Raw genomic sequence first — 23,822 nt, forward strand, 5'->3', positions numbered from 1 at the left:
GCCCCACGGGGGCGCCGCCCGGTCCGCCACCGCCGCCGTCCTCAGAGAGCTGCGACCGCCATGCTTCGATTCCTCGTCCGCCGGACGCTCGGCGCTGTGGTCATCCTGCTGTTCATCAGCGCCTTCACCTTCTTCCTGTTCTTCGCGATCCCCCACGATCCGGCGCTGTTGTCCTGCGGAAAGAACTGCACGCCCGACAACCTGCGGATCATCCACCACAATCTGGGCCTCGACCACCCGGTGCCGGTGCAGTACTACAACTTCATGACGCGGATCTTCACCGGTCACCGCTTCAGCACCGGCAACTGCCCCGCGCCCTGCTTCGGCTACTCCTTCGCCAACAGCGAGCCGGTCTGGCCGACCCTGATGGACCGGCTGCCCACCACGCTGTCGCTGGCCGTCGGCGGTATGGCCGTCTTCCTGCTGATCGGCCTCGGTACCGGCATGCTCGCCGCCTGGAAGCGCGGCACCTTCGTCGACAAGGCGTTCAGCTCCGCGTCGCTGGTGCTCAGCTCGATGCAGATCTACTTCGTCGGCCCGATCGTGCTGGCCCTGCTGGTCTACAACAACCACATCCTGGACCAGCCCAAGTACGTGCCGTTCACCGACAATCCGGTGGCCTGGTTCAACGGCCTGCTGATCCCCTGGTGCGTGCTGTCGATCATCTTCACCGCGAACTACACCCGCATGGCGCGCTCCACGATGATCGAGCAGCTCCAGGAGGAGCACGTGCGGACCGCCGTGGCGAAGGGCATGTCCAGCCGCTACGTCTTCTTCCGCTACGCCTGGCGCGGCTCGCTGATCCCGATCGTCACCATCCTCGGCATCGACCTCGGGTCGCTGCTCGGCGGCGCGATGATTACCGAGTGGACGTTCCAGCTCACCGGGCTCGGGCGGCTCGCGCTCGACTCGGTGAACAAGACGGACCTGCCCATGCTGATGGGCGTGATGCTGTTCAGCGCCGCCCTGATCGTCCTGTTCAACATCATCGTGGACGCCGCCTACGCGTTCATCGACCCGCGCGTGCGGCTGTCCTAGGAGACCGTCAGTGACCACCATGACCAAACCGGAGGAAGATGCCGCCCCGGCCGCGTCCGACGCTTTTCTGTCGGTCCGCGACCTGTACGTGCGGTTCTCGACCGAGGACGGCGTCGTCAAAGCCGTCGACGGGCTGTCGTTCGACCTGGAGCGCGGTCAGACGCTGGGCATCGTCGGCGAGTCGGGCTCCGGCAAGTCGGTGACCAACCTGACCGTGCTGGGCCTGCACAACCCCAGGACCACCGAGGTCGCCGGCGAGATCGTGCTGGACGGCCAGGAGCTGACCGGGGCGAGCAACCGCACCCTTGAGCGGCTGCGCGGCGACAAGATGGCGATGATCTTCCAGGACTCGCTGACCGCCCTGTCGCCGTACTACACGATCGGGCGGCAGATCGCCGAGCCGTACATCAAGCACAAGGGCGCCAGCAAGCGGGAGGGCCGCGAGCGGGCCATCGAGATGCTGGAGAAGGTCGGCATCCCGCAGCCCAGGATGCGGGTGGACGACTACCCGCACCAGTTCTCCGGCGGTATGCGGCAGCGGGCGATGATCGCCATGTCGCTGGTGTGCAACCCCGACCTGCTGATCGCCGACGAGCCGACGACCGCGCTCGACGTGACCGTGCAGGCGCAGATCCTGGACCTGCTCAAGGACCTCCAGCAGGAGTTCGGCTCGGCGATCATCCTGATCACCCACGACCTGGGCGTGGTGTCCAAGGTCGCCGACGACCTGCTGGTGATGTACGCGGGGCGGGCCGTGGAGCGCGGTTCGGTCCGTGAGCTGATCAGCGAGCCGCAGCACCCGTACACCTGGGGGCTGCTGGGGTCGATGCCGCGGCTGCTGTCGGACGTGTCGGAGCCGCTGAACCCGATCCCGGGGGCGCCGCCGAGCCTGCTGTCCCCGCCGCCCGGCTGCGCCTTCCACCCGCGCTGCGGCTTCACCGACCTGGTCGGTGGCGCCCGGTGTTCGGTCGAGCGGCCGGAGCTGCCGCTCGGGCGCGGCTCCGCGTGCCATCTCACGGACGACCAGAAGCGGTCCGTGTTCATCGAGACGATTCAGCCGCGGCTCGGCTGACCGGTCACTGGGGCAGGCATCACATGAGCAACGACATCTCACTGTCCAAGGCGCCGGCCGGGGCCGCCGCCGCGGAACAGCCCGGCGAGACCCTGCTGCAGGTCAGCGGGCTCACCAAGTACTTCCCCGTCATGGGCGGCTTCCCGATCAAACGCCAGGTCGGCGCGGTGCAGGCGGTGGACGGCATCGACCTGGCCGTGCACGCGGGCGAGAGCTTCGGCCTGGTCGGCGAGTCCGGCTGCGGCAAGTCCACCACCGGGCGGCTGATCACCCGGCTGCTGGAGCCCACCTCTGGCAGCATCAGCTACCGGGGCCGGGACATCACGCACGCCACCCGCAAGGAGCTGGCGCCGGTCAGGTCCGAGATACAGATGATCTTCCAGGACCCGTACTCGTCGCTGAACCCGCGGCAGACGGTGGGGACGATCGTCGGCGGCCCGATGGAGATCAACGGGATCAACCCGCCGGGCGGCCGGGACAAGCGGGTCCGCGAGCTGCTGGAGACCGTCGGGCTCAACCCGGAGCACTTCAACCGCTTCCCGCACGAGTTCTCCGGCGGCCAGCGGCAGCGCATCGGGGTGGCCAGGGCGCTGGCGCTGGAGCCCAAGCTGATCGTGGCCGACGAGCCGGTCTCCGCGCTCGACGTGTCGATCCAGGCCCAGGTGGTCAACCTGCTGCAGAAGGTGCAGCGGGAGCTGGGCATCGCGTTCCTGTTCATCGCGCACGACCTGGCGATCGTCCGGCACTTCTCCGAGCGGGTCGCGGTGATGTACCTGGGCAAGATCATGGAGGTCGGCGACCGCGACTCGATCTACCAGCGCCCGCGCCACCCGTACACCCACGCGCTGCTGTCGGCGGTGCCGGAGGTGGAGCTGGAGGAGGGGCAGCAGGAGCGGGAGCGGATCCGGCTGGCCGGTGACGTGCCCTCGCCGATCAACCCGCCGTCGGGCTGCCGCTTCCGCACCCGCTGCTGGAAGGCCCAGGACAAGTGCGCGGAGCAGGAGCCGCCGCTGGTCCAGCTGGGCGGCGCCGCCGACGGGCATCTGACCGCCTGCCACTTCCCCGAGGAGCCGACGATCGCCGCGCGCGGCGAGGACATCGTGATGGACCCGGCACTCGCCGCGTTGGAGGACGCCTCCGACCGTCCGGAGTGAGCCGCCGTACGGACCGCGCCGAACGGCCCCGGCGCGGTCCGTACGGCTCGTGCGCGGCTCGTGCACGGCGTACCGGTACGGCAGCGGGCCGGCTCACTTCCCGCGCGGTACGACCTGCCGCTCCTCCGCGAAGTGGCACGCCGAGTCGTGCTCGGCGGGACCCGCGGTGCCGCGGAAGACCTCGGGCACCGCGAGCAGCGGCTCCTCGACCACGCAGCGCTCCTGCGCCTTCCAGCAGCGGGTGCGGAAGCGGCAGCCGGACGGCGGATCGGCCGGCGAGGGCACGTCCCCCACCAGGATGATCCGCTCCCGGTACTCGCGCGCCTCGGGGTCGGGCACCGGCACCGCCGACAGCAGCGCCTGGGTGTACGGATGGGTGGGGTGGGAGTAGATCTCCTCGTCGGCGCCGATCTCCACGATCTTGCCCAGGTACATCACCCCGATCCGGTCGGAGATGTGCCGGACGATCGACAGGTCGTGCGCGATGAACATGTAGGACAGGTTGAACTCGTCCTGGAGCTTCTCCATCAGGTTGACCACCTGGGCCTGCACCGACACGTCGAGCGCCGAGACCGGCTCGTCGGCCACGATGATCTCGGGCCGCAGCGCCAGGCCCCGGGCGATGCCGATGCGCTGGCGCTGGCCGCCGGAGAACTGGTGCGGATAGCGGTTGATGTACTCCGGGTTCAGGCCGACCACGTCCAGCAGGTCCCGCACCCGCTTGCGCCGGTCGCCCTTGGGCGCCACCTCGGGGTGGATCTCGTACGGCTCCCCGATGATGTCGCCGACCGTCATCCGCGGGTTGAGCGAGGTGTACGGGTCCTGGAAGACCATCTGGATGTTGCGCCGGACGGTTTTCAGCGCCTTGCCGGACAGCCTGGTGATGTCCTCGCCCCGGTAGCGGATCTCCCCCGCGGTCGGCTGCTCCAGGTTCATCAGCAGCTTGGCGACGGTGGACTTGCCGCAGCCGGACTCGCCGACGATGCCCAGCGTCTCGCCGGGGAAGAGGTCGAAGGACACCCCGTCGACCGCCTGGACCGCGCCGACCTGCCGCTTGAAGACGATGCCCTGGGTCAGCGGGAAGTGCTTGACCAGGTTGCGCACTTCGAGGATCGGCTCGCGCTCGGCGGGAGTGCGGTCGGGCGGCTCAGGCCTTGTCGGCTGCGACGCTGTCGTCACCGAGGGTCTCCTTCCAGAAGTGGCAGGCGCTGGCCCGGTCCTGGCTGACCCGGTAGAGCGGCGGCACGTCGGTGCGGCAGATCTCCCGCGCCCGCGGGCAGCGCGGGTTGAAGGCGCAGCCCGGCGGGATGTGCAGCAGGTTCGGCGGCAGGCCCTTGATCGCGTACAGCTCCCGGCCCTTCTGGTCCAGCCGCGGGATCGAGTCGAGCAGGCCCTTGGTGTACGGGTGGGCGGGCGCCCGGTAGATGTCGTGGACCGGCGAGGTCTCCACGATCCGGCCGGCGTACATCACCGCGATCTTGTCGGCGACGTCGGCGACCACCCCGAGGTCGTGGGTGATCAGGATCAGGCCCATGTTGTACTCGCGCTGGAGCTCCGCGAGCAGGTCCATCACCTGGGCCTGCACGGTGACGTCGAGCGCGGTGGTCGGCTCGTCGGCGATGATCAGGTCGGGTTCCAGCGCCATCGCCATGGCGATCATCACCCGCTGCCGCATACCGCCGGAGAACTGGTGCGGGTAGCTCCTGATGCGCTCCTTGGCGGCCGGGATGCGGACCCGCTCCATCAGCTCGATCGCCTTGGCGCGGGCCTGCTTGCGGGACATTCCGCGGTGCACGGTGAACATCTCGCCCAGCTGCTCCCCCACGTTGAGCACCGGGTTGAGCGAGGACAGCGCGTCCTGGAAGATCATCGCCATCCTGGCGCCGCGCACCTTGCGGCGCTCCTCGGTGCCCAGCGTGAGCAGGTCGCGGCCCTGGAAGAGGATCTTCCCCTGGGTGACGAAGCCCGGCGGGGAGTCCAGGATGCCCATGATCGCCTGGGCGGTGACCGACTTGCCGGAGCCCGACTCGCCGAGCACCGCCAGCGTCTCGCCGGCGTCGACCGCGTATTCCACGCCGTTGACGGCCCTGGCGGTGCCTTCCCTGGTGCGGAATTCCACGTGCAGATCGCGTACGTCGAGCAGCGGGCCGATGCCCGTACCGCCGTTCTCCGTGCTCAGCTCGACACTTGTGGCCATATCGGCGGGCTCCTCAGCGCAGCTTGGGGTCGAGGGCGTCGCGCACCGCGTCGCCGAGCATGATGAACGCCAGGACGGTCAGGCTCAGCGCGCCGGCCGGCCACAGCAGCATGTGCGGGGCGTTGCGGATCTGGCTGGACGCGTCGGAGATGTCGATCCCCCAGGAGACGGTCGGCGGTTTGAGGCCGACACCGAGGTAGGACAGCGTGGCTTCGAGGGCGATGTACGTGCCCAGCGCGATGGTGCCGACCACGATCACCGGGGCGACCGCGTTGGGCGCGATGTGCCGCAGCAGCATCCGGGAGTTGCCGGCGCCCAGGGCGCGGGCGGCCTGGACGTAGTCGTTCTCCCGGGCGGTGATGACCGAGCCGCGGGCGATACGGGCGATCTGCGGCCAGCCGAGCAGCACCATGAAGCCGACCACCGGCCACACCGTGCTGTTGGTGACCACCGACAGGAACACCAGGCCGCCGAGCACCACGGGGATGCCGAAGAAGACATCGCTGATCCGGGACAGGATCGAGTCCCACCAGCCGCCGAAGAAGCCGGCCAGGCCGCCGAGCACGCTGCCGAGCAGCACCACGCCCGCGGTCGCGCACACGCCCACGGTGACCGAGGCGCGGGCTCCGTAGACCACCCGGGTGTAGACGTCGCGGCCCTGCGTGTCGAAGCCGAACGGGTGGCCGGGCGCCGGCCCTGCCTGCGCTTTGAGCAGGTTGGCCTGCAGCGGGTCCTGGGTGGCGATGGTGCCGGGCCACAGCGAGATGAAGACCAGGAAGAGGATGATCAGCACCGAGATGATGAAGATCGGGTTGCGCCTCAGGTCGCGCCAGGCGTCCGACCACAGGCTGCGCGGCTTGCCCGTCGGGCCGCCCGCGTCCTGGCCCTGTCCCGGCTCGCGCTCCAGGGCCGCCGCGTCGGAGGCTGCCAGGTCCATGCCGCCGCCGTAGCCGCCGCCGGGCGCGATGGGCCCCTGCTCGGGGTCCAGCGGATTGCTGTCAGGCATAACGGATCCTCGGGTCCAGGACCGCGTAGAGCAGGTCGACCAGCAGGTTCGCGATCAGGAACACCAGCACCAGGATGGTGACGAAGCCGACCACGGTCGGCGCGTTGTTGCGCAGGATGCCCTGGTAGAGCTGGTAGCCGACGCCGTGGATGTTGAAGATCCGCTCGGTGACGATCGCGCCGCCCATGAGGAAGCCGATGTCGGTGCCGATGAAGGTCACCACCGGGATCAGCGAATTGCGCAGCAGGTGCCTGACGATGATCCGGCGCCGCGGCAGGCCCTTGGCGACGGCGGTACGCAGGTAGTCGGCGCGGGTGTTCTCGGCGATCGAGGTGCGGGTCAGCCGGGTGACGTAGGCCAGCGACACCAGGGCGAGCACGAGGCCGGGCAGGATCAGCTCGTTGAAGGGCGCGTCCGGCGACACCGAGGGGCTGGTCCATTTGAGCTGGACGCCGAAGAGGTACTGGAGCACGTAGCCGGTGACGAAGGTCGGCACCGAGATCACGATCAGGGTGAGCAGCAGCACCCCGGTGTCGACCGGCTTGCCGCGCTTCATGCCGGTGAGCACGCCCAGGGTGATGCCGATGATGATCTCGAAGATGATCGCCACGATGGTCAGCCGGATGGTGACAGGGAAGGCGCTGCCCATCAGGCTGGTGACCGACTGCCCGTTGAAGGCCGTGCCGAAGTCGCCGGTGAAGATGTTCTTCATGTAGATCAGGTACTGCTTCCACAACGGGTCGTCGAGGTGCAGGTCGTGCCGGATCTGGGCGGCGGTGGCCGGGTCGGGCGCCCGGTCGCCGAAGAGCGCGGCGACCGGGTCGCCGAGCGCGTAGACCATGAAGAAGATCAGGAACGTGCTGCCGATGAACACCGGGATCATCTGGAGCAGCCGCCGGATCACATAGCGTCCCATGCGGAGCCTTCCGGGGAGTTCCGGGGAATGTGGGGGCCGGGGGCCGCCGCTGCCGGTGCGATGTCCGGTGCGGCGGCTCCCGGCCGCGGTGTCACTTGACCTTGATCTCGTTGTAGACGGGCACGCTGAACGGGTTCAGGGCGACGTTCGAGAGGTTGGCCGAGTAGCCGGCGCTGCCGTTCTGGTACCACAGCGGGATCGCGGGCATGTCGGTGACCAGCTGCTTCTCCGCGTCCTGGAACTTGCTGACGGAGTCGGCGGTGGAGGAGGCGGCGTTCGCCTGGTTGACCAGCTTGTCGAAGGTGGCGTTGCTGTAGTGCGAGTCGTTCGAGGAGGCACCGGTGAAGTACTGCGGCTGCAGGAAGTCCTGGATCAGCGGGTAGTCCATCTGCCAGCCGGCCCGGAAGGGGTCGTTCATCTGCTTGCTGGTGATCCGGTTGCGGAAGTCGGCGAAGGTGCCGACCGGGGCGCCGACGCAGGCCTTGTTGTTGCCCAGGGCGTTGTTGATGCTGTTGCAGACCGCGTCGACCCAGGTCTTGTGGGAGCCGGTGTCCGCGTTGTACGAGATGGTGATCTTGCCGCCGGGCAGGCCGCCGCCCTCGGCGACCAGCTGCTTGGCCTTGGCCGCGTTGTAGGTGCACTCGGCGCCGCACAGCCCGGCCTTGTAGCCGCCCGCGCTGCCGAGCACCGGGGAGGTCCAGTCGGTCGCCGGGGTGCGGGTCTGCTGGAAGATCGTGTCGGTGATCTGCTTGCGGTCGATCGCCATCGACAGGCCCTGCCGGACCTTCGCGGAGTTCGCCGACGACCAGCGCGAGCTGTACAGCGGGAAGGCGATGGTCTGGATGATGCCGGCCGGCACGTTGATGTAGCGGTCGCCCAGGTCGCTCTTGACGTTCCGCAGCTGCGCGACCGGGATGTCGTCGACCAGGTCGATGTTGCCGGCCTGGAGGTCGGTGTACGCGGTGTTGTTGTCGGTGTAGACCCGCAGCTCCACCCCGCCGTTCCGGGCCGGGTCGGGACCCTTGTAGCCGTCCCACTTCTTCAGCTCCATCTTGGAGCCCTTGGTGTACGACGAGATCGCGTACGGGCCGTTGCCGACCGGCTTGGCCAGCCACGCCGTGCGGTTGCTGAAGAACGCCTTCGGCAGCGGGTAGAAGGCCGCGTAGCCCAGGGTGTCGGGGAAGAGCGCGAACTTCTGGTTCAGCTTGACCTTGAACTCGGTGTCGGAGACCTTCGTCAGACCGGACAGCGTGGTGGCGGTGGACTTGGCGCCGTCGGTGTCCGGGTGGACCTTGTCGTAACCGTCGATGTACTGGAAGAAACTCGCGTTGAGCTGGGCGTTCTTCAGCAGCGTGTCGTAGTTCCAGGCATTGATGAAGGAGTCCGCGTTGACCGGCTCGCCGTTGCTGAACGTCCAGCCGCTCTTGAGCTTGATGTCGAAGTTCTGCGAGTCCGAGGTCGTGATCGAGTCGGCGATCATGTTCTCGGCCTTGGCGGTCTTCGGGTTGTACTGCTTCAGGCCGCGGAAGATCATGTCCAGCACCTTGCCGCCCTGCACCTCTGTGGTGTTGGCCGGCTCCAGCGGGTTCTGCGGGTCGCCCCAGGAGGCCCGTACGATGCCGCCGCCGCTGCCGCCCGTCGAGCTGCCGCTACCACCGCTGTCACTGCTGCCGCCGCAGGCGGCGGCCGTCAGGGCGACGGCTGTCACGCCGACGGCCCACTTCACGCGCGTGGCTCCGCGCATCGCGTGCCTCCTCATGGGTCACAAATGACACTTCGTTACCCATGACACAGCAATTGCGGCAAACCCGCACTTCTACTCCTGCGTGTCGCGTACCCAATGCGTTGGCCAGAGCGCGACACGACGTCAGAAGGGGCGCCCCCCGGCGGGGGCGCCCCTTCTGACGTCGTTGCGGCGGGACCGGATCAGGCCGCGCCCACCACGTCCTTCTCCTCGGCGAAGTGGCACGCGGACTCGTGCGCCGCCGGAGTGTCGGCGTTCACGAAGCGGGTCGGGATCGCCAGCAGCGGCTCCTCCGTCGCGCACCGCTCCTGCGCCTTCCAGCAGCGGGTACGGAAACGGCACCCGGACGGCGGGTTCGCCGGCGAGGGCACGTCGCCCGACAGGATGATGCGCTCCCGGTGGTCGCGCGCCTGGGGGTCGGGCACCGGCACCGCGGACAGCAGCGCCTGCGTGTACGGGTGGGTGGGGTGCTCGTAGATCTCGGCGTCGGTGCCGATCTCGGCCATCTTGCCCAGGTACATCACGCCGACCCGGTCGGAGATGTGCCGGACGATCGACAGGTCGTGCGCGATGAAGATGTAGGACAGGTTGAACTCGTCCTGGAGCTTCTCCATCAGGTTGATGACCTGCGCCTGCACCGACACGTCGAGCGCGGAGACCGGCTCGTCGCAGATGATGATCTCCGGGTTGAGCGCGAGGCCGCGGGCGATGCCGATGCGCTGGCGCTGGCCGCCGGAGAACTGGTGCGGATAGCGGTTGATGTACTCCGGGTTCAGACCGACGACGTCGAGCAGCTCCTCGACCCGCTTGCGGCGGTCGCCCTTGGGCGCCACCTCGGGGTGGATGTCGAAGGGCTCCCCGATGATGTCGCCGACCGTCATCCGCGGGTTCAGCGAGGTGTACGGGTCCTGGAACACCATCTGGATGTTGCGCCGGACCGCCTTCAGGGCGCGCCCGGACAGCTTGGTGATGTCCTGGCCCTTGTAGAAGACCTCGCCCGCGGTGACCTGCTCCAGGTTCATCAGCAGCTTGGCGACGGTGGACTTGCCGCAGCCCGACTCGCCCACGATGCCCAGCGTCTCGCCGGCGTAGAGCTCGAAGGAGATGCCGTCCACGGCCTTGACCGCGCCGACCTGCCGCTTGAAGACGATGCCCTGGGTCAGCGGGAAGTGCTTGACCAGGTTGCGCACCTGGAGGATCGGCTCACGGTCGGCGAGCACGGCCGCGGCGGACTCGGCCACCAGCATCTCGGGCGCGGTGACCTCGCCGGCGACGGTCTCCGCCGCCGCCGAGGACTCGGGGTCCTTGGAGAGGGTGGGCTCACTCACCGAGGGTCTCCTTCCAGAAGTGGCAGGCGCTGCCGCGCGCGGGGCCGACCGGGTGCAGCGGGGGCACGTCGGTACGGCAGATGTCCTGCGCCATCGGGCAGCGCGGGTTGAACGCGCAGCCCGGCGGGATACGCGTCAGGTTGGGCGGCAGGCCCTTGATCGCGTACAGCTCCTGGCCCTTCTGGTCCAGCCGCGGAATCGACTGGAGCAGGCCCTTGGTGTACGGGTGGGCGGGCTTGGCGTAGATGTCGTGGACGGGGGCGTCCTCGACGATCCGGCCGGCGTACATCACCGCGATCTTGTCGGCGACGTCGGCGACCACGCCCAGGTCGTGGGTGATCAGGATCAGGCCCATGTTGTACTCGCGCTGGAGCTCCGCGAGCAGGTCCATGACCTGCGCCTGGACCGTCACGTCGAGGGCCGTGGTCGGCTCGTCGGCGATGATCAGGTCGGGTTCGAGGGCCAGCGCCATGGCGATCATGATGCGCTGGCGCATACCGCCGGAGAACTGGTGCGGGTAGTCGCCCACCCGCTCCCTGGCGGCCGGGATGCGCACCCGGTCCATCAGCTCGATGGACTTGGCCTTGGCGTCCTTGCGGGACAGGCCCTGGTGCACCCGGTACATCTCGCCGAGCTGGTAGCCCACGCTCAGCACCGGGTTGAGCGAGGACAGCGCGTCCTGGAAGATCATCGCGATCTTCCGGCCGCGGATCTTCCGCCGCTCCTCGCCGGACATCTTGAGCATGTCGCGGCCCTGGAAGAGGATCTCGCCCTTGGGAATCCGGGCCGGCGGCATGTCGAGGATGCCCATGACCGCCTGCGCGGACACCGACTTGCCCGAGCCGGACTCGCCGAGCACCGCCAGCGTCTCGCCGGCGCTCACCGAGTAGTTGACACCGTTCACGGCCTTGGCGACGCCGTCGCGGGTGTGGAATTCCACGTGCAGGTCGCGTACTTCCAGCAGCGGCGCCAGCTTCGCGTCGGGTGCGGGAACGTCCGATATATCGTCGATGACAGTCAACGTACGCCCTCCTAGCGCAGCTTGGGGTCGAGGGCGTCGCGGACCGCGTCGCCGAGCAGGATGAACGCCAGGACCGTCACGCTCAGCGCGCCCGCGGGCCACAGCAGCATGTGCGGGGCGTTGCGGATCTGTTCCGCGGCCGAGGAGATGTCGATACCCCACGAGACGGCCGGCGGCTTGAGGCCGACGCCGAGGAAGGACAGTGTCGCTTCCAGCGAAATGAAGGTGCCCAGCGCGATGGTGGACCATACGATGACCGGAGCCAGCGCGTTCGGCGCGATGTGCCGCAGCAGCAGCCTGCTGTGGCCCGCGCCGAGTGCCTTGGCGGCCAGCACGTAGTCCTGTTCCTTCGCGGTGATCACCGCGCCGCGGGCGATACGGGCCAGCTGCGGCCAGCCCAGCAGGATGATGAAGGTCGACACGGTGGTCACCGAACCGCCCTTGACCGCGGAGAGGAAGACCACACCGCCGAGCAGGATCGGGATGCCGAAGAAGATGTCGCTGATCCGGGAGAGGATCGCGTCCAGCCAGCCGCCGAAGTAGCCGGCCAGGCCGCCGAGCAGCGCGCCGAGCACGGCCACACCCAGCGTCGAGAAGATGCCGACCTCGACCGAGGCGCGGGCACCGTAGACGGTACGGGTGTAGACGTCGCAGCCCTGCTGGTCGAAACCGAACCAGTGGCCGGCGCTGGGGCCGTTCTGCGAGTCGATCAGGTTGCACTGCAGCGGGTCGCGGCTGGCGATCAGGCCCGGCCAGATCGATATGACGATCAGGAACAGGATGACCAGGGCCGATATGTAGAAGACCGGCTTGCGGCGCAGGTCGTACCAGGCGTCGGTCCACAGGCTGCGCGGCTTGTCGCGCTTCTCCGGGTCGCCGAGCAGCGCGGCCGGTCCGCCGGTGGCGGCGACGGCGCTGTCGAGGATCACGGAGTCGGTGTTCTCAGGCATACCGGATCCTCGGGTCCAGGACCGCGTAGAGCAGGTCGACGAGCAGGTTGGCGGCCAGGAAGATGATCACCAGGATCGTCACGAAGCCGACGACGGTCGGCGGGTTGTTGCGCACGATGCCCTGGTAGATCTGGTAACCCACGCCGTGGATGTTGAAGATCCGCTCGGTCACCAGCGCACCGGCCATCAGGTTGCCGATGTCGGTGCCGAGGAAGGTCACCACGGGTATCAGCGAGTTGCGCAGCATGTGCACGGTGATCACCCGGCGCCGCGGCAGGCCCTTGGCCACCGCCGTGCGCAGGTAGTCGGCGCGCGAGTTCTCGGCGACCGAGGTGCGGGTCAGCCGGGCCACGTACGCCAGGGAGACACCCGCGAGCACGAGGCCGGGGACGATCAGGTCCTTGAAGGGCGCGCCCTCGCCGACCGACGGATGGACCACACCCCACCTGACACCCAGGAGGTACTGGAGCACGAAGCCGGTGACGAAGGTCGGGATCGAGACCACGAGCAGCGTCATCGCCAGTACACCGGTGTCCAGGAACCGCCCGCGCCGCAGACCGGCGAACAGGCCGAGCGCGACACCGACGACCGCCTCGATGACGAAGGCCATGACGGTCAGCCGCAGCGTCACGGGGAACGCAGAACCCAGCAGGTCGGTCACCGGCTGGCCGTTGGCCGCCGTGCCGAAGTTGCCGGTGAAGATGTGCCCCATGTAGATCGCGTACTGCTGCCACAGCGGATCGTTCAGATGCAGGTCGTGTCTGATCTGGGCCGCGGTTGCGGGGTCCGGCGTACGGTCTCCGAACATGGCGGCAACGGGATCACCGAGCCCGTAGACCATGACGAAGATCAACATAGTGGTTCCGATGAAGACCGGAACCATCTGGAGCAGTCGCCTGATGACGTAGCGCCCCATCTGCCCTCCAGGGATCGGGCAGACGTCGGCCGGGGCTTTTGGCCCCGGCCGACATCCACACCGCGAGCGGTTGTTTGTCAGTTCCCCCGCAAACGCGTCCGGACTTCTCCCCTGTCGGGCGCGCCTACTGCAGGTGGTGCTGGTTCAGGGTCAGTTGACCGTGATCTCGGTGAAGACGGGAACGCTGAACGCGTTCTCGGTCACGTGCGAGACCTTGGACGACCAACCGGCCTGGCCGTTCTGGTACCAGAGCGGAACGACCGGCATGTCCTTGAAGACCTGAGCCTCGGCCTGCTGGTACAGCGAGGTCGCCTTGGCGGTGTCGGCTTCGCCGTTCGCCTGCTTGATCAGCGAGTCGACCGTCTTGTTGCTGTACTTCGAGTCGTTCGAGCTGCCGCCGGTCGCGTACAGCGGCGTCAGGAAGTTGTCGATCAGCGGGTAGTCCATCTGCCAGCCGGAACGGAACGGCTGGGTCATCTGGCCCTTGGTGATCTGGTTGCGGAAGTCCGCGAAGGTGCCGGTGGGGGCGCCGACGCAGGCCTTGTTGTTGCCCAGCGCCTGGTTGATGCTGTTGCAGACCGCGTCGACCCAGACCTTGTGGTCGGAGTCGGCGTTGTAACCGATCTTCATCTGGCCGCCGGGCAGGCCGCCGCCCTCCTGGACCAGCTGCTTCGCCTTGGCCGGGTCGTACTTGACCGCGTCACCGGCGAGGGTGCTGCTGTAGCCGCCCGCCGCGCCCAGCACCGGGGAGGTGAGGTCGGAGGCCGGGGTACGGGTGCCGCTGAAGATCTTGTCGGTGATCGTCTTGCGGTCGATCGCCATCGAGATGCCCAGACGGACCTTCTCCATGCCCGGCTTCTTCCACGCCGCCTCGTACATGGGGAACGAGAACGTCTGGATGATGCCGGCCGGCTGGTTCAGGTAGCGGCCGTCCAGGTCCGACTTGACGTGCGAGAGGTCCGCGGACGGGATGTTGTCCAGGACGTCGAGGTTGCCGGACTGCAGGTCCGCGTACGCCGTGTCGGCGCTGGTGTAGACCTTGAGCAGGACACCCTTGTTCTTCGGCTTGTTCGGACCCGTGTAGTTCGGGTTCGGAACGAGCTTCATGCTCGCGCCCTTGGTGTAGGACTCGACCATGTACGGGCCGTCACCGACCGGCTTGTTCAGGTAGGCCGCGTGGTTGGAGAAGAACGTCTTGGGCAGCGGCGCGAAGGCCTTGTAGCCCAGGCGGTCCGGCCACGTCGAGAACTTCTGGGTCAGCTTGACCGTGAAGGTGTGGTCGTCCACGACCTTGAGACCGGACATGGTCTGCGCGGTCGGCTTGGCGCCCGGGTCGTCCGACGGGTGGACGGCCGCGTAGCCGTCGATGTCGGCGAAGAAGTACGCGTTCAGCTGCTTGTTGGTGACCAGCGCACCGTAGTTCCAGGCGTCCACGAAGGAGCCGGAGGTGACCGGGGTACCGTCCGAGAACTTCAGGTCCGGCTTGATCTTGATGGTGAAGTTCTGCTGGTCGGTCGTGGTGATCGAGTCAGCAGCCTCAAGGTTGGCCTTGCCGGAGGCGTCGTACTCCTTGAGGTTCATGAAGATCATGTCAAGGACCTTGCCGCCCTGCACCTCATTGGTGTTGGCAGGCTCGAGCGGGTTCTGGGGGTCGCCCCACCACGCTCTGACGATCCCGTCGCTTGATCCGCTGCTGGCCTTGCCCTTGTCCTTGTCCGAGTCGTCGCTCGAACTGCAGGCGGTCGCTGCGAGAGCGATGACGGCCGCACCTACGACCCACTTGGCGCTCTTGGCACCGCGCATGGGTTTGCCTCCTCAGGAGTCACTGTCGATACGTGAAAGGAAGGCCGGACGCTCACTGACACCCCTGACAGCGACTACGGCCTTCCTGTGCTCGTGAGTCGGCGCTCCCCATCAGCGCGTGACCCATTGACCCGAGCTCAACTTCGTCCCACTATCGGGCACGTTTGAAGTCGGATCGACACAGGGTTGGTCTCGCTTTGGTCACATCAACGGTGAGCACGTTCCAGAATCCGGACATTATGGAACGTAGACAGACACCGGCTAAATGGGCAGTGTGACCTATCTAACGGTGATTGATGTCCGGAAAGCGGACGCCATGAGGCCGCACAAGAGGGGTCCAGGGAAGCCTGGACCCCTCACCGTTTCCTTGGTGGTTCAGTGAGCGTCAGCGCTTGGCACGGGACGCCGCGCGGCCCCGCTCCTTCTGGTCGAGGACCACCTTACGGATCCTGACCGTCTCCGGTGTCACTTCGATGCATTCATCGTCCCTGCAGAATTCCAAGGACTGTTCAAGAGAGAGCATCCGCGGCGGCACCAGGGACTCGGTGACGTCGGCGTTCGACGACCGCATATTCGTGAGCTTCTTCTCCTTGGTGATGTTCACGTCCATGTCGTCGGCACGGGAGTTCTCACCGACGATCATGCCCTCGTAGACCTCGGTGGTCGGCGAGACGAACAGCACCCCGCGCTCCTGCAGATTGGTCATCGCGAACGCGGTCACCACGCCGGCCCGGTCGGCGACCAGCGAGCCGTTGTTACGGGTGCGCAGCTCGCCGAACCACGGCTCGTGGCCCTCGAAGATCGAGTGCGCGATACCCGTACCGCGGGTCTGGGTCAGGAACTCGGTGCGGAAGCCGATCAGGCCGCGGGACGGCACGATCCACTCCATCCGGATCCAGCCGGACCCGTGGTTGGTCATCGTCTCCATCCGGCCCTTGCGGCTCGCCATCAGCTGGGTGATGGCGCCCAGGTGCTCCTCGGGCGAGTCGATGGTCATCCGCTCGATCGGCTCGTGGAGCTTGCCGTTGATCTCCTTGGTGACCACCTCGGGCTTGCCGACGGTCAGCTCGAAGCCCTCCCGGCGCATCGTCTCCACCAGGATGGCCAGCGCCAGCTCACCGCGGCCCTGCACCTCCCAGGTGTCGGGGCGCTCGGTCGGCAGCACCCGCAGGCTGACGTTGCCGATCAGTTCCCGCTCCAGGCGGGTCTGCACCAGCCGGGCGGTGACCTTGTGGCCCTTGCCGCCCTTGCCGACCAGCGGCGAGCTGTTCGTACCGATGGTCATCGAGATGGCCGGCTCGTCCACCGTGATCAGCGGCAGCGCGATCGGGTTCTCCGGGTCGGCCAGCGTCTCGCCGATCATGATGTCCGGGATACCGGCGACCGCGCAGATGTCACCGGGGCCCGCGCTCTCGGCGGGCTTGCGGGTCAGCGCCTCGGTCATCATCAGCTCGCTGATGCGGACGTTGGCGATGGTGCCGTCACGCTTGATCCACGCGACGGTCTGCCCCTTCTTCAGGTGGCCCTGCTCGACCCGCAGCAGCGCGATACGCCCGAGGAAGTTGTCCGCGTCCAGGTTGGTGACGTGCGCCTGGAGCGGGGCCTCCTCGTCGTAGACGGGCGCGGGGACGGTGGACAGGATCGCCGAGAAGAACGGCTCCAGGCTGTCGCTGTCGGCCGGCACCGTGCCGTTCTCCGGCTTGGTCAGCGAGGCGATACCGTCTCGGGCGCACGCGTAGACGATCGGGAACTCGATCTGGTCCTCGTCCGCGTCCAGGTCGAGGAAGAGGTCGTAGGTCTCGTTGACCACCTCGTCGATCCTGGAGTCCGGGCGGTCGGTCTTGTTGATGCACAGGATCACCGGCAGCCGGGCCGTCAGCGCCTTGCGCAGGACGAACCGGGTCTGCGGCAGCGGTCCCTCGGACGCGTCCACCAGCAGCACGACCGCGTCCACCATCGACAGGCCGCGCTCGACCTCGCCGCCGAAGTCGGCGTGTCCCGGGGTGTCGATGATGTTGATCGTGACCGGGTCCCCGCCGTCCTTGGGGTGGTACTTCACGGCGGTGTTCTTCGCGAGAATGGTGATGCCCTTCTCGCGCTCCAGGTCGTTGGAGTCCATCATCCGGTCGTCCAGATGCTGGTGTGCGGCAAAGGCCCCGGCCTGCTTGAGCATGGCGTCGACGAGGGTCGTCTTGCCGTGGTCGACATGGGCGACAATGGCGACGTTACGAATATCGTGGCGCGTGGACATGCGGCGGCGCTTCTCCCGGAATCGTGGATGGCGTCGCGTTCCACTTCGACGCGCTCGCCCTTGCCGGGCAGAAGTCACGCCGCGGCCAAATCCCATGGTACGTGCCAGCACCCCGGGCTGCGCCCGGCCAAAGGACTCCGGGGCCCCGCCGTGGCCGAGCGCGCGGTTCCCCGCGCCCCTGAAACGTGCCCTCCGCGGCAGCGGAACCGAGCCCCGAAGGGGCGCGGGGAACTGCGCGACAAGCCACGGCGCACCGCCGGGCACGGACGCAGCGCCGCCACCCCGGGGGCGCGACCGGCCACGACGGACCGTCGGACGAGCACCGGCGCCCACCGCCCCGGGCGGGGCCGAGGCCCCACCGGGGCGGTGGCGGAGTGCCGGGAGCGCCCCCTGAGGGGGTTACTTGCGGAAGCCCATGTCCTCGTAGCGGGGTGTCTGGAAGCCGAAGGCCCCCGCGTTGGCGACCGTCGTCCGCAGGGCGACGACGGCCGGCCGCTGGTAGAGGGGGACCGAGCCGGCCGCGGCCCAGATACGGGAGTCGGCCTGGGCCGTGAGATCACGCGCCGCGGAGGCGTTCAGCTCGCTGCCCGCCCGGTCGAGCAGCTGGTCGATCTGATCCGTACCGACCCTCGTGTAGTTCTGCGCGACGGTCAGGGACCCGTCCGGCGCCGGCACGGGCTTCGCGTAGATCGGCGTGTCGTCGGTGGCGGGGTACGCGCTGCCCGGCCAGGAGTAGAGGGCCAGATCGAAGTCGCCGGCCGCGATGTGGTCCTGGAAGTAGCTCGCCCCGTCGACCTTGGTGATCTCCGTGCGGATGCCGATCGCGGACAGCATCTTCGCGATCCGCCCGCCGACGTCGTCCAGCGTCGGCGAGCCCGTGGGCAGCACGAACCGCAGGCTGAGCTGCTTGCCGCTCCTGGTGACCGCCCGGCTGGGCTCGACGACGGTGAGCGCGCCGGAGGCGGCGCTGCGGCCGGGTCCCGCCGCCTGGTCGCCGGCCTTGGCGGTGGACCGCTGCCAGCCCGCGCCGGCGAGCAGCGCCTGCGCCTGCTGGACGTCGTTGCTGCCGAGCGCCGAGCTGTGGTCGGCGTACCCGTCCTGCGAGGGCAGCACCAGGTGGTTGCCGAGCGGCACGGCCGGCAGGCCGAGCGGCTTGAGCACGGCCTTCGCGATGGCCTTGCGGTCGATCGCCCGGGCCACCGCGTGCCGTACCCGCTCGTCGGCCAGCGGCCCGGCGCTGCCGTTGAGCGCGAGCTGCGCGTAGGCGGCGTCCGGGGCCTTGCGGACCGCCAGGCCCCTGGTCCTCTTGACCGCGGCCAGCGAACCCGGGTCGATGTCGGCCAGGTCGAGGGTGCCGGCGGCCAGTGCGGAGGCCCGCTTGGCGCGCGGCACCGCGGTCAGCACCAGCTGGTCGAGCTTGGCGGGCCGGCCCCACCAGGAGGGGTTGCGGACCAGGGTGACCGTACCGGCCTTGGCGTCGACGCCCTTCACCGCGAAGGGGCCGGCGGCGACGGGCAGCTTGGTGCGGGCTCCGTCGTTGAAGGCGTCGGCGCTGCCGGTGACGGACGTGGGGTAGAGCGGGCTGAACAGCGAGCGCCAGTCGGCGTAGGGCGTGCTGAAGGTGACCTGGATGTGCTGCGCGTCGGCGCCCTGCTTGATCGAGGCGATCCGGTCGTAGCCGGCGTTGCGCGACGTCCAGAAGGCGGGGTTCTTGCCGTTCAGCGCCTTCCACTGGGCGGTGAAGTCGGCGGCGCCGACCGGGCGCCCGTCGCTCCACCTGGCCTTCGGGTTCAGCTGGTAGGTGACGACCTGGCGCGGCTCGCTGTCGGTGACCTCGGCCTTCCGCAGGAAGTCGGGGTCGGCGGAGGGCCTGCCGTGGGCGTCGAGGCGGAACATCGCGGGCAGGGTGGCGCCGGCGATGGTCGCGGTGTCGGTGTCCGCGTCGGCCTGGAAGGCGTTGAGGGTGCCGGGCACCGCGTCGGTGGCCCAGCGCAGGGTGCCGCCGTCGCGTACGCCGGCCCGGGCCACGGTCGCCACGTCGGTGCCCGCCGTGCCGGCCGCGTGGTTGCCGCCGCCGCCCGACGAGCAGGCGGTGACGGTGAGGGTGGCGCCTGCGGTGAGCGCCACGGCGATGCGCACCGCGCGCGCCCGGGGCGCCGAGGTGACAGCGGTCGGGTCCGCACTGCGGTTCATGAGATCGCTCCTCCGCGGCCCGGGCGGCCGGCCGGAGGCGCGGCGTACGCCGGGGCGTACTCATCTGATCGGATGGGCTGATTAACCGGTGGTCCGGTTATTCGCACCCCCACTCCAGACGACGCCACCGGCGCCCCGGCACCGACCCGCCGACGGGCCCGGCGCACTCCACCCGTCCGGCCCACCGCGGGGCGTGTCGCGGTATTCCGTGCAGCCGTCTTCACAAGGCGCGGTGTGACGCGCAACACTCGCATCCGCAGCACCGTCCCGTACTGCATTCATCACGGCGGCAGATGGTGAGGACTTTCCATGTCCCTGCACGATGACCTGACGTCGGTTCAGCGCCGGCTCGACGACCTGATGCGCTGCGTCGCCCGCCTCGACGAGCACAGCGGCGACACGCTCGACATGCGCCGGGTGCGCTCCGCCGCCGCCCATCTGCGGGAGAGCCTCGGGCTGCTCCACGACTCGGCACCGGCCGCCGCGGGGCAGCGCACGGTCGAGATGGTCTCCATCCCGGACGCGCCGTACGACCGCGGGCTGTGGGCGGACGCCGAGGACGAGGGGCTCGGCTCGCCGCACCGGCACGCACCGTAATCGCGCCGCGCCCTCGTGCGCCTCAGGCGCGCGCCGGCACCCGTCGCGCGCCCCCGGTCTCTCCCGTACGGAGTCCTCCTTGGCCACCGGAACCACTCCCACCACTCCTGCCCCAGGCGGTGTGCTCGCACCGGGGCGCGCCGCGATCTCCGCCCGGCATCTGCGGACCGACCGGTGGTGGCTGTCACCGCTGGTCACCGCGGTCGCCCTGTCGATATTCATCGTGTACGCGACGTGGCGGGCCTTCGCGAACGGCGACTACTACTCGGCGCCCTATGTGTCGCCGCTCTACTCGCCCTGCCTCGCCTCGAACTGCACGGACATGAACGGCGGCGCCGACTGGCACCTGTTCGGCGACTGGTGGGGCCTGTCCCCCGCGCTGCTGGTGCTGATCTTCCCGCTGGGCTTCCGGACGACCTGCTACTACTACCGCAAGGCCTACTACCGCGGCTTCTGGGCGTCGCCGCCGGCCTGCGCCGTCGCCGAGCCGCACGCGAAGTACACCGGCGAGACCCGGTTCCCGCTGATCCTGCAGAACGTCCACCGGTACTTCTTCTACCTGGCCATTCCGGTGGCCGGCATCCTGACCTACGACGTGGTGCTCGCCTTCCGGGACGAGGACGGGCACTGGGGCCACGCCGGGCTCGGCACCCTGGTGCTGCTGCTGAACATCACGCTGATCTGGGCGTACACCCTGTCCTGCCACTCCTGCCGGCACGTCATCGGCGGCAAGCTCCGGCACTTCTCCGCCCATCCGCTGCGCTACCGGCTGTGGCGCTGGGTGGGCGCGCTCACCGCCCGCCACATGCTGCTCGCCTGGTCCTCGCTGATCAGCGTCGGGGTCGCCGACCTCTATGTGTACCTGGTGGCCAGCGGCGTATTCGACGATCCGAGGTTCTTCTGAGATGACACAAGTCGAACGGCACGCGTACGACGTGGTCGTGGTCGGCGCGGGCGGCGCGGGGCTGCGGGCCGCGATCGAGGCGCGGGAGCGGGGCATGCGGACCGCGGTGATCTGCAAGTCGCTCTTCGGCAAGGCCCACACGGTGATGGCCGAGGGCGGCATCGCGGCCAGCATGGGCAACGTCAACTCGAACGACAACTGGCAGGTGCACTTCCGCGACACCATGCGCGGCGGGAAGTTCCTCAACCAGTGGCGGATGGCAGAGCTGCACGCCAAGGAGGCCCCCGACCGGGTGTGGGAGCTGGAGACCTGGGGCGCCCTGTTCGACCGCACCGCGGACGGCCGGATATCGCAGCGCAACTTCGGCGGCCACGAATACCCGCGGCTCGCGCACGTCGGCGACCGTACCGGCCTTGAGCTGATCCGCACCCTCCAGCAGAAGATCGTCTCGCTCCAGCAGGAGGACTTCGCCGAGACCGGTGACTACGAGGCCAGGCTCAAGGTCTTCCAGGAGTGCACGGTCACCCGGGTGCTCAAGGACGGCGACAAGGTGGCCGGGGTCTTCGGCTACGTCCGCGAGTCGGGCCGGCTGTTCGTGATCGACGCGCCGGCGGTCGTCCTGGCCACCGGCGGCATCGGCAAGTCGTTCAAGGTGACGTCGAACTCGTGGGAGTACACCGGCGACGGGCACGCGCTGGCGCTGCTGGCCGGGGCGCCGCTGATCAACATGGAGTTCATCCAGTTCCACCCCACCGGGATGGTCTGGCCGCCCTCGGTCAAGGGCATCCTGGTGACCGAGTCGGTGCGCGGCGACGGCGGGGTGCTGCGCAACAGCGACGGCGAGCGCTTCATGTTCGGCTACGTGCCCGACGTCTTCAAGGAGAAGTACGCGCAGAGCGAGGAGGAGGCCGACGGCTGGTACACCGACCCGGAGAACCACCGCCGCCCGCCGGAGCTGCTGCCCCGCGACGAGGTGGCCCGCGCGATCAACTCCGAGGTCAAGGCCGGCCGCGGCACTCCGCACGGCGGGGTCTTCCTCGATGTCTCGACCCGGCTGCCCGCGGAGGAGATCAGGCGCCGGCTGCCGTCGATGCACCACCAGTTCAAGGAGCTGGCCGATGTCGACATCACCGCGGAGGCGATGGAGGTCGGCCCGACCTGCCATTACATGATGGGCGGGGTCGATGTGGAGTCGGACACCGCGGCGGCCCGCGGGGTGCCGGGGCTGTTCGCGGCCGGCGAGGTGGCCGGCGGCATGCACGGCTCCAACCGGCTGGGCGGCAATTCGCTGTCCGACCTGCTGGTCTTCGGCCGCAGGGCCGGGCTGTACGCGGCCGAGTACGCCGCCGGGCTCGGCGAGGGGCGCCCCGCGGCGGCCGAGGAGCAGATCGACGAGGCCGCGGCCGAGGCGCTGCGGCCGTTCGGCGCGGCGCAGTCCCCGGCCGGCGGCGACGAGCCGGCGGAGAACCCGTACACCCTGCACCAGGAGCTGCAGCAGGTCATGAACGACCTGGTCGGCATCATCAGGCGCGGGCCGGAGATGGAGCAGGCGCTGGAGCGGCTGGCCGGGCTGCGGGCCAGGTCGCGGCGGGCGGGCGTGGAGGGGCACCGGCAGTTCAACCCGGGCTGGCACCTGGCGATCGACCTGCGGAACATGCTGCTGGTCAGCGAGTGCGTGGCGCGGGCCGCGCTGGAGCGCACCGAGAGCCGCGGCGGCCACACCCGAGACGACCACCCGGGGATGGACCGCGGCTGGCGCAAGGTCAACCTGGTGTGCGAGCTGGCCGCCGGGGCGGACGCCGGCGCCGACGAGCCGAAGCAGGCGCGGATCGGGCTGCGGCAGCGCCCGACGGATCCGATACGGGCCGATCTGCTGGCCCTGTTCGAACGGGAAGAGCTGCTGAAATACCTGACGGACGAGGAGCTTGACCGGTGACCCACACAGCGCACTTCAAGGTCTGGCGGGGCGACACCGACAGCGGCGACCTGCGGGACTACGAGGTCGAGGTGAACGACGGCGAGGTCGTCCTCGACATCATCCACCGGCTCCAGGCCACCCAGGCCGCCGACCTGGCGGTCCGCTGGAACTGCAAGGCCGGCAAGTGCGGGTCGTGCAGCGCGGAGGTCAACGGGCGGCCCCGGCTGATGTGCATGACCCGGATGTCGGTCTTCGAGCCGGACGAGACGGTGACGGTCACGCCGCTGCGCGCCTTCCCGGTGATCCGCGACCTGGTCACCGATGTGTCCTTCAACTACGACAAGGCCCGGCAGGTCCCGGCCTTCGTCCCGCCCAAGGGCGTGCCGGCCGGCGAGTACCGGATGCAGCAGGTCGATGTGGAGCGCTCGCAGGAATTCCGCAAGTGCATCGAGTGCTTCCTGTGCCAGGACACCTGCCACGTGGTCCGCGACCACGAGGAGAACAAGCCGGGCTTCTCCGGGCCGCGCTTCCTGATGCGGATCGCCGAGCTGGACATGCACCCGCTGGACGCCGCCGCCGACGGCGGCCTGGTGCGGGCCGCGTCGGCGCAGGAGGACCACGGGCTCGGCTACTGCAACATCACCAAGTGCTGCACCGAGGTGTGCCCCGAGCACATCAAGATCACCGACAACGCGCTGATCCCGCTCAAGGAGCGCGCCGTCGACCGCAAGTACGACCCGCTGGTGTGGCTGGGCAGCAAGATCAGGCGCCGCCAGGCGTAGGGCACGGGCGTACGACCGGGCGCCGCACATAA

19 protein-coding genes are annotated in these 23,822 nt (G+C 68.9%); 7 read left to right on the plus strand and 12 right to left on the minus strand.

What is annotated here, in order from left to right; genetic code table 11:
- Positions 1-60: 60 nt before the first annotated feature.
- Genes OHA86_RS12615 through OHA86_RS12625 form a run of 3 tightly spaced genes read left to right on the plus strand, consistent with a single transcriptional unit; the run spans position 61 to position 3,264 of the window.
- A complete protein-coding gene (locus tag OHA86_RS12615) occupies positions 61-1,038 on the plus strand; it encodes an ABC transporter permease (protein ID WP_329175061.1) in 978 nt (325 codons plus the stop codon).
- Positions 1,039-1,048: 10 nt separating this feature from the next.
- Complete coding sequence (locus OHA86_RS12620) at positions 1,049-2,110, plus strand: ABC transporter ATP-binding protein (RefSeq protein WP_329175062.1); 1,062 nt, start codon at positions 1,049-1,051, stop codon at positions 2,108-2,110.
- Between the two features lie 23 nt (positions 2,111-2,133).
- Entirely contained in the window at positions 2,134-3,264 is a 1,131-nt protein-coding gene (locus OHA86_RS12625; RefSeq protein ID WP_329175063.1) for an ABC transporter ATP-binding protein, read from the plus strand.
- A gap of 93 nt (positions 3,265-3,357) precedes the next feature.
- Here OHA86_RS12625 and OHA86_RS12630 read toward each other — a convergent pair whose 3' ends face one another.
- From OHA86_RS12630 to OHA86_RS12685, 12 genes are all read right to left on the minus strand, one after another.
- Positions 3,358-4,443: an ABC transporter ATP-binding protein gene (locus OHA86_RS12630; protein WP_329175065.1), complete on the minus strand. Its 1,086-nt coding sequence runs from the start codon at positions 4,441-4,443 to the stop codon at positions 3,358-3,360.
- The gene (locus OHA86_RS12635) at positions 4,412-5,461 is read right to left on the minus strand and encodes an ABC transporter ATP-binding protein (RefSeq protein WP_329175067.1); all 1,050 of its coding nucleotides are present in this window, start codon (positions 5,459-5,461) and stop codon (positions 4,412-4,414) included. Before OHA86_RS12635 ends, OHA86_RS12630 begins: the two co-directional genes overlap by 32 nt.
- A gap of 13 nt (positions 5,462-5,474) precedes the next feature.
- The gene (locus OHA86_RS12640; RefSeq protein ID WP_329175068.1) at positions 5,475-6,467 is read right to left on the minus strand and encodes an ABC transporter permease; all 993 of its coding nucleotides are present in this window, start codon (positions 6,465-6,467) and stop codon (positions 5,475-5,477) included.
- A complete protein-coding gene (locus OHA86_RS12645; RefSeq protein WP_329175069.1) occupies positions 6,460-7,383 on the minus strand; it encodes an ABC transporter permease in 924 nt (307 codons plus the stop codon). The genes OHA86_RS12640 and OHA86_RS12645 overlap by 8 nt, the downstream gene beginning before the upstream one ends.
- Before the next feature lie 91 nt (positions 7,384-7,474).
- Positions 7,475-9,127, minus strand: a complete 1,653-nt coding sequence (locus OHA86_RS12650; protein WP_329175071.1) for a peptide ABC transporter substrate-binding protein — start codon at positions 9,125-9,127, stop codon at positions 7,475-7,477.
- Positions 9,128-9,309: 182 nt separating this feature from the next.
- Positions 9,310-10,374, minus strand: a complete 1,065-nt coding sequence (locus OHA86_RS12655; RefSeq protein ID WP_329182382.1) for an ABC transporter ATP-binding protein — start codon at positions 10,372-10,374, stop codon at positions 9,310-9,312.
- A 73-nt stretch (positions 10,375-10,447) separates the two neighbouring features.
- Positions 10,448-11,476, minus strand: a complete 1,029-nt coding sequence (locus OHA86_RS12660) for an ABC transporter ATP-binding protein (RefSeq protein ID WP_329175072.1) — start codon at positions 11,474-11,476, stop codon at positions 10,448-10,450.
- Between the two features lie 11 nt (positions 11,477-11,487).
- A complete protein-coding gene (locus tag OHA86_RS12665; protein WP_329175073.1) occupies positions 11,488-12,426 on the minus strand; it encodes an ABC transporter permease in 939 nt (312 codons plus the stop codon).
- Positions 12,419-13,342, minus strand: a complete 924-nt coding sequence (locus OHA86_RS12670; RefSeq protein WP_329175074.1) for an ABC transporter permease — start codon at positions 13,340-13,342, stop codon at positions 12,419-12,421. The genes OHA86_RS12665 and OHA86_RS12670 overlap by 8 nt, the downstream gene beginning before the upstream one ends.
- 150 nt (positions 13,343-13,492) lie before the next feature.
- Positions 13,493-15,145, minus strand: a complete 1,653-nt coding sequence (locus OHA86_RS12675) for a peptide ABC transporter substrate-binding protein (protein WP_329175075.1) — start codon at positions 15,143-15,145, stop codon at positions 13,493-13,495.
- A 385-nt stretch (positions 15,146-15,530) separates the two neighbouring features.
- On the minus strand, positions 15,531-17,396 hold the full coding sequence (gene typA, locus OHA86_RS12680) for a translational GTPase TypA (protein ID WP_329175076.1): 1,866 nt from the start codon (positions 17,394-17,396) through the stop codon (positions 15,531-15,533).
- A 399-nt stretch (positions 17,397-17,795) separates the two neighbouring features.
- Entirely contained in the window at positions 17,796-19,589 is a 1,794-nt protein-coding gene (locus OHA86_RS12685; protein ID WP_329175077.1) for an ABC transporter family substrate-binding protein, read from the minus strand.
- Positions 19,590-19,898: 309 nt separating this feature from the next.
- Between OHA86_RS12685 and OHA86_RS12690 the strand changes: the two genes are divergently transcribed.
- The 4 genes from OHA86_RS12690 to OHA86_RS12705 all read left to right on the plus strand — a co-directional run bounded on the left by OHA86_RS12690 (position 19,899) and on the right by OHA86_RS12705 (position 23,790).
- Entirely contained in the window at positions 19,899-20,186 is a 288-nt protein-coding gene (locus tag OHA86_RS12690) for a hypothetical protein (RefSeq protein ID WP_329175079.1), read from the plus strand.
- 79 nt (positions 20,187-20,265) lie between these two features.
- Positions 20,266-21,090 carry a hypothetical protein gene (locus tag OHA86_RS12695; protein WP_329175081.1) on the plus strand — a complete coding sequence of 275 codons (825 nt, stop codon included), beginning with the start codon at positions 20,266-20,268 and terminating at the stop codon, positions 21,088-21,090.
- Position 21,091: 1 nt separating this feature from the next.
- Entirely contained in the window at positions 21,092-23,026 is a 1,935-nt protein-coding gene (locus OHA86_RS12700; RefSeq protein ID WP_329175083.1) for a fumarate reductase/succinate dehydrogenase flavoprotein subunit, read from the plus strand.
- Entirely contained in the window at positions 23,023-23,790 is a 768-nt protein-coding gene (locus OHA86_RS12705) for a succinate dehydrogenase/fumarate reductase iron-sulfur subunit (RefSeq protein WP_329175084.1), read from the plus strand. Before OHA86_RS12700 ends, OHA86_RS12705 begins: the two co-directional genes overlap by 4 nt.
- Positions 23,791-23,822: the final 32 nt, after the last annotated feature.

Source organism: Streptomyces sp. NBC_01477 (assembly GCF_036227245.1).
In the GTDB taxonomy this organism is placed as follows: Bacteria; Actinomycetota; Actinomycetes; order Streptomycetales; family Streptomycetaceae; genus Actinacidiphila.

Coding starts and splice junctions, on each gene's coding strand:
- typA (WP_329175076.1), bottom strand. CDS start 17,396: ATGTCCACGCGCCACGATATTCGTAACGTCGCCATTGTCGCCCATGTC.
- OHA86_RS12690 (WP_329175079.1), top strand. CDS start 19,899: ATGTCCCTGCACGATGACCTGACGTCGGTTCAGCGCCGGCTCGACGAC.
- OHA86_RS12685 (WP_329175077.1), bottom strand. CDS start 19,589: ATGAACCGCAGTGCGGACCCGACCGCTGTCACCTCGGCGCCCCGGGCG.
- OHA86_RS12665 (WP_329175073.1), bottom strand. CDS start 12,426: ATGCCTGAGAACACCGACTCCGTGATCCTCGACAGCGCCGTCGCCGCC.
- OHA86_RS12640 (WP_329175068.1), bottom strand. CDS start 6,467: ATGCCTGACAGCAATCCGCTGGACCCCGAGCAGGGGCCCATCGCGCCC.
- OHA86_RS12670 (WP_329175074.1), bottom strand. CDS start 13,342: ATGGGGCGCTACGTCATCAGGCGACTGCTCCAGATGGTTCCGGTCTTC.
- OHA86_RS12700 (WP_329175083.1), top strand. CDS start 21,092: ATGACACAAGTCGAACGGCACGCGTACGACGTGGTCGTGGTCGGCGCG.
- OHA86_RS12615 (WP_329175061.1), top strand. CDS start 61: ATGCTTCGATTCCTCGTCCGCCGGACGCTCGGCGCTGTGGTCATCCTG.
- OHA86_RS12675 (WP_329175075.1), bottom strand. CDS start 15,145: ATGCGCGGTGCCAAGAGCGCCAAGTGGGTCGTAGGTGCGGCCGTCATC.
- OHA86_RS12645 (WP_329175069.1), bottom strand. CDS start 7,383: ATGGGACGCTATGTGATCCGGCGGCTGCTCCAGATGATCCCGGTGTTC.
- OHA86_RS12635 (WP_329175067.1), bottom strand. CDS start 5,461: ATGGCCACAAGTGTCGAGCTGAGCACGGAGAACGGCGGTACGGGCATC.
- OHA86_RS12655 (WP_329182382.1), bottom strand. CDS start 10,374: ATGCTGGTGGCCGAGTCCGCCGCGGCCGTGCTCGCCGACCGTGAGCCG.
- OHA86_RS12625 (WP_329175063.1), top strand. CDS start 2,134: ATGAGCAACGACATCTCACTGTCCAAGGCGCCGGCCGGGGCCGCCGCC.
- OHA86_RS12650 (WP_329175071.1), bottom strand. CDS start 9,127: ATGCGCGGAGCCACGCGCGTGAAGTGGGCCGTCGGCGTGACAGCCGTC.